Raw genomic sequence first — 4,985 nt, 5'->3', positions numbered from 1 at the left:
CAATTTGATATTCTTTTACGAAGCAGAGCTTCGGGGAATTGACCCTTAGAGATTAAAAAGAGAGTAACTTTCGGAGCGTTCATAACTGCGAGAAACAAACCTCGTGGTTAAGCATCAAATTCAATGATATCAATCAGATAATGATTAGGGGATGTATTTCCGTAAGTGAAATAATCAGCCATACAAACAATCAGTGGTTATGCATAACGATCATGGGGAGCGGGTTGAGGGAGTAAGGAAAATGGCGCTGCAGTTTCTCGCTGAAGCGATAGGGCAGTGCCCGGCAGGGCTGGAAAGCAGCTCGAACAGGGATATTGTTTTTGCTGTTCTGGGGTTCCAGTACGGTGCAGTACAGAGTGCCGCCTATGTTGCCGGGCTGGGGGAGGAGGCCGCCTCCGGGATAGTGGAAGAGGTGGTGAGCAGGATTAACGGGATGGAGAAGGAGAGCGCGTTGAAGTTCCTTGAGCTGATGCCGATGCTTGCCGGGAAGGAGTATCCTCCGATCGGTATAGGCGGCAGGGCGATTATCAGTTTTTATAACGCTGCCAGTGACGGGGAGAAGATGAGTGCGGCTGGTTCATTGCAGGAAATTCTCCGTCAGATCGAGGAATCGTAACGCTTGAAGCTCAGTAACGCAAGTGTAAGCGGTTACTGAGCTTCAAATCATTGTATCAAGAGTATTCCTGTGGCGGCATCAATGCTTGATTGATCCCTTGCAGTTCTGAGCGCCGCAACTGCATTCGAATGGCGCAGCAATGGCAGTTTCATTCTGCGAGTAGTCGAAGGTGATTTCGTCGCCGATGTTGATATCCCTGAGGGCAATCATCAGCTCGCGCTTTTTGTCGATGTAGCAGTTGGGATCACAATGGTGGTTGACATACCGGCCGAACGGGTGATCAATATGGCGTGTAGCCAGCTCAATTGTTCTGAGATCCCGGACCGGACTTTCGTCACCAAGGCTGAGATCCATCACGATTTCACCCTCTTTGTAATAATTGACCGAATAGACTCCGAGGAATCCCTTGCCCTTGCCCACACCAATACCAAAAACTTTCATTATTGTCCGGTTAGATTGATTATCAGATTGTGTTTGTCACCACGGTTTCTTCAAGTTCTTCGGTGTGATTCCAGAAGCGCACATACAAGCCGTTATTGTTTAACAGCTCATTATGGGTGCCCTGTTCAACGATAGAGCCTTTATCCATAACAAAGGTCATATCCGCCTCAACAGCCAGATTGAGTTTATGGGTAATTGCCACTATGGTACACTGGCTCCGGAGTTTCAGGATGGTTTTAAGGATATCCTGCTCGGTCAGGGGGTCGAGCGCCGAGGTGGCTTCATCAAGCAGCAGCATCAGGGGCTCACGCACCAGAGCGCGTGCCAGTGCGATACGCTGGCGCTGACCGCCCGAGAGCAGCCCGCCTGACTCTCCGCAGAGTGTTTCGTACTGTTCGGGCAGTGCGATGATAAAGTCATGTATCTCTGCCTGCTTTGCCGCTTTTTCGATGGCTTCCTGATCGGCATCCAGGTTGCCCATGCGGATGTTTTCTGCAATTGAGAGATTGAAGAGGCTGACCTCCTGGGCAACAACGCCAATGAAACTGCGCAGCAGCCGGGGACTGATCATGCTGCTCTCCATTTCATTTATCAGGATATGCCCGGTTGTGGGTTCATAAAAACGGAGCAGCAGGTTGATGAGTGTGGTTTTGCCTGATCCGCTTGGCCCGACGAAAACGGTGAAGCTTTTCGGCTCGATGCGGAAGCTGAGGTCATTTAAAACCGACTGGCCGTTGTTGTAGGAAAAACCGACATGGTGGTATTCAACCTCTCCCGTAAAGCGAACCGATTCATTGTCATAGTGCTCCTCCTCCGGGGGAAGAGGCACTTCGAGCACCTCCTGCAACCGCTGCATGGAGGCTTTGGCCGATAAGAGGTTCGGGATTATCCAGGTCATGTGGTTGATTGCGGCACTCATGCTCACAAAGATGATCTGGTAGGAGACCAGCGATCCGACGGACATCCTCCCCTGCATCACAAACAGCCCGGCAGCAAAGAGGATAACGATATTCAGGATCAGAAAGGCCAGATTGGGCATCAGCTGCGAGATGTAGGAGAAAAAATTTGCCCGGCTTGCAACGGTAACGAACTGCTTCAGCTTTTGACGGTATTGCCCGGTGACGTGTTTTTCCAGTCCGTAGGCATGGATCATGGTAAAGGCACTCAGATGTTCCTGCAGGAACATCCCCAATTGTCCGTTATAGCGGCTCAATTCATAGTTGCTGCTGTTGGTTTGTTTGGACACAGTATTGGGCGAAGAGAGGCAGATAACCATCCCGACCAGTACACAGGAAAAGAGGAGCGGGCTGAGCTGCAGGAGCAGGGCCGAGGAGACCAGCAGTTCCCCTATACTGAGGAATGCAGCAGGCAGGACGATTACCAGGGCGTTATCAATCGTTGCAGCATCAAGCGAGAATCTCGACATCAAATCTCCGGTGCTTTGACGCTCGTTGTATTCCATCGGCAGCAGTTGCAAATGGCGAAAGAGATCGTGGCAAAGGTCGCTGAAAATTCTGGAGCCGTATTTTGCCCAGAAGTAGTCACAAATGACCGCAAAAAAGGTGTAGACCACACCACCCACAGCAAAGAGAGCGAAGAGCAGAAAAAAAATATCCGGCTTGTTTTTCAGGATGACATCGTCAACCAGGAACTTGAGGCTGTAGCGTAATCCTGCCTCGTAGGAGAACTCGACTGTCAATCCGAGCAGGATGAAGAGAACACGCCAGCGATAGGGCCGAATGTATTGCCAGAGGGCAGCTGCAAACGTAACGTTACTCATGGGCACCTCTATTCATTTATTCCGCGATTCGATTGCTTCGTTGGGCGGTGCTCGCACTCAAACCGCTCACGGCAACTAATGGAGGAACCCTCATACCGGCCCATGGCAAAGGATGTTATGTTGCTCACAACATCAGGCCGTTTGCAGGGAGAGGGCGGCAATCCTTGTTTTGACATAATCTGAAACATGCCCGGTATACTGCTGCATAAAAGGCTGCGTGGCATCATTGCCGGTAATGCGGTGACGGCACTCAGCCTCACCGCATTCGCAGGAAAACTCCTCCATTGTAGCATGGCAGAAGGTTGCATAATCCATTGTGATCTCTTCTCCGGCAGCGATAGCATAACGGGCAACCAGATTCATGTTTTCCAGCCAGGCATTGGGATTGCAGGAGTGGTTGACGGGCTTCCAGTCACGGGGGTTTTTGCTCCACATCACCCAGATCTCGTCGGTGATCGGGTAGGCATACTGACGGAGCCAGCGCAGATTCCGGCTGTCCCAGTGTTTTTCGGCATAGCTCAGCGAAACCAGCACATGCTCTTTTTCTTCAAAGGCCTCGATCAGCTCACCCGGCTCGATATCCCGCGATGCATACATGCCGTAGGCTGCTTTCGGGTCGAATTTTATCTTCCAGTTTTTCACGCGCTCCCGGCAGCGTTTTGTTGCGGCCTCCTGCAGCAAGCGTAAAAATTCCTGATGGCCGTCCGGATAGTTGAGCAGGATGAAATCAGCACTTCCCGCATCATCGGGACTGTAGAAGACGCCGCAGTTGGGATTGATTTCGAGCATGAATAAACGGCCCTCTCCGTCCATGCGAATATCGCACCGGCCATAGCCGGAACCATTCAAACCGGTGAAGAGCTGAGCGGATATGGTTCTGAGACGATGGTCAAGATCGGGGTCGTCTACCGGAATACACTGCATATCCTCATAGTCGGACCATTTCAGATCAAAGTGTTTGAACGATTCACCTTCCGGAAAGACAAACTCAACGGCCGGGAAGGCGACCGGGTTTGCAGGGTCAGCAGCATTCTCGGCCACAAGAACGGTAAACTCCCGGCCTTCAACAAACTCCTCAATGAGCGCCTCCCCAAACTCCTTTACCATTCGCTCAGCTTCCACCTTGAACGCCTCCGGCGTTTCTGTGCGGGAAGTTTTTGTCATGCCGATACTTGCATAGCTGTTCGGGTGTTTGACAATGAGCGGGAATCGCAGATTGAGAGCTGCCTCCTCAATATCCACCTCCGTTGCGACAAAGCGATGAAGCGGTGTGTCGATGCCGAAAGAACGGGCTACACGCTTCATATCTTCACGGGTCGGGTCGTAAAAATCGGAGGAGGCCCCGGTGAAGGGGGCATTGAAATATTCAAGTGTCTGCACCACCTCTATACCGGCACAGTCGGCATCAAAAGAGCCGTCGCACAGATTGATGAAGAGGTCGAAATCCTGCTGGGTGAGTGAGCGTACCTGTTGAACGGCTGTGGCTTTATGAATGTCGGCCATTTCAACGTCGTGACCTTCCAGATAGGTTTTTATACCTCGCATCGGGTCATAATCTTTGGTCGGTGAATCGGATTGATCGTAGGAGGAGTAGAGTACACAAAGTTTCATAGCAGATTCTCAATAAGTGTCATGGTTATTAACAGGTGGTTATTTCGATACCTTTCCGTGAAGTTTTTCCATGATATGGGGTGTGAATTTATAACGAGGCAACAGATTCCTATCCAGATGCATCGCGCCTTTAATTTCACCCAGACAGTTTGCACTCCGGCACCCGCAACTAAAAACCTGCTCCATAGCCCATTCAGTCGAAGGGTAAAAGAAGGTGATCTCTTCATTCACTTCGATATCACGAAGGCAGATGAATTCATGACGCTGCACATCCACATAGACATTAGGGTCGCAACTGTGATTGAGATACTGAAGGAAGTCCGGTTTGAGGTGAATATGGCGGTTATGGTCTATCTGCAGGGAGAGATAGGTTGGCTCCTCTATATCCTCGCTGGAAGAAAACTCATGGAACAATGATCCCGATGTATGCCTGCATTGTTTTGCCTCAGATGGAAATGGAGAAAATGCCTTGTTGAGCTAGCGAGTTAATGTTACCTGTAGTTGTCGAAATCTGTTGGCAATCGAGACTCTGTCTCA

At 50.6% G+C, this 4,985-nt stretch carries 5 protein-coding genes; 1 reads left to right on the top strand and 4 read right to left on the bottom strand.

Annotation, left to right across the window (positions count from 1 at the left end; genetic code table 11):
- Positions 1-199 precede the first annotated feature (199 nt).
- Positions 200-616, top strand: coding sequence for a hypothetical protein (locus BOO20_RS06005; RefSeq protein ID WP_076791358.1), 417 nt, complete (start codon positions 200-202; stop codon positions 614-616).
- A gap of 78 nt (positions 617-694) precedes the next feature.
- Here the strand turns inward: BOO20_RS06005 and BOO20_RS06000 are convergent, their stop codons facing one another.
- The 4 genes from BOO20_RS06000 to BOO20_RS05985 all read right to left on the bottom strand — a co-directional run bounded on the left by BOO20_RS06000 (position 695) and on the right by BOO20_RS05985 (position 4,862).
- Complete coding sequence (locus BOO20_RS06000) at positions 695-1,057, bottom strand: SET domain-containing protein-lysine N-methyltransferase (protein WP_076791356.1); 363 nt, start codon at positions 1,055-1,057, stop codon at positions 695-697.
- 22 nt (positions 1,058-1,079) lie between these two features.
- Entirely contained in the window at positions 1,080-2,837 is a 1,758-nt protein-coding gene (locus tag BOO20_RS05995; RefSeq protein WP_076791355.1) for an ABC transporter ATP-binding protein, read from the bottom strand.
- A gap of 132 nt (positions 2,838-2,969) precedes the next feature.
- On the bottom strand, positions 2,970-4,448 hold the full coding sequence (locus tag BOO20_RS12860) for an SET domain-containing protein-lysine N-methyltransferase (protein WP_076791353.1): 1,479 nt from the start codon (positions 4,446-4,448) through the stop codon (positions 2,970-2,972).
- 39 nt (positions 4,449-4,487) lie between these two features.
- On the bottom strand, positions 4,488-4,862 hold the full coding sequence (locus tag BOO20_RS05985) for an SET domain-containing protein-lysine N-methyltransferase (RefSeq protein ID WP_233120908.1): 375 nt from the start codon (positions 4,860-4,862) through the stop codon (positions 4,488-4,490).
- Positions 4,863-4,985 lie beyond the last annotated feature (123 nt).

Source organism: Chlorobium sp. KB01 (assembly GCF_001975465.1).
GTDB lineage: Bacteria > Bacteroidota > Chlorobiia > Chlorobiales > Chlorobiaceae > Chlorobium.
Note: the sequence above shows the minus strand (reverse complement) of the source record. Positions and strands in the feature narration are given on the sequence as shown.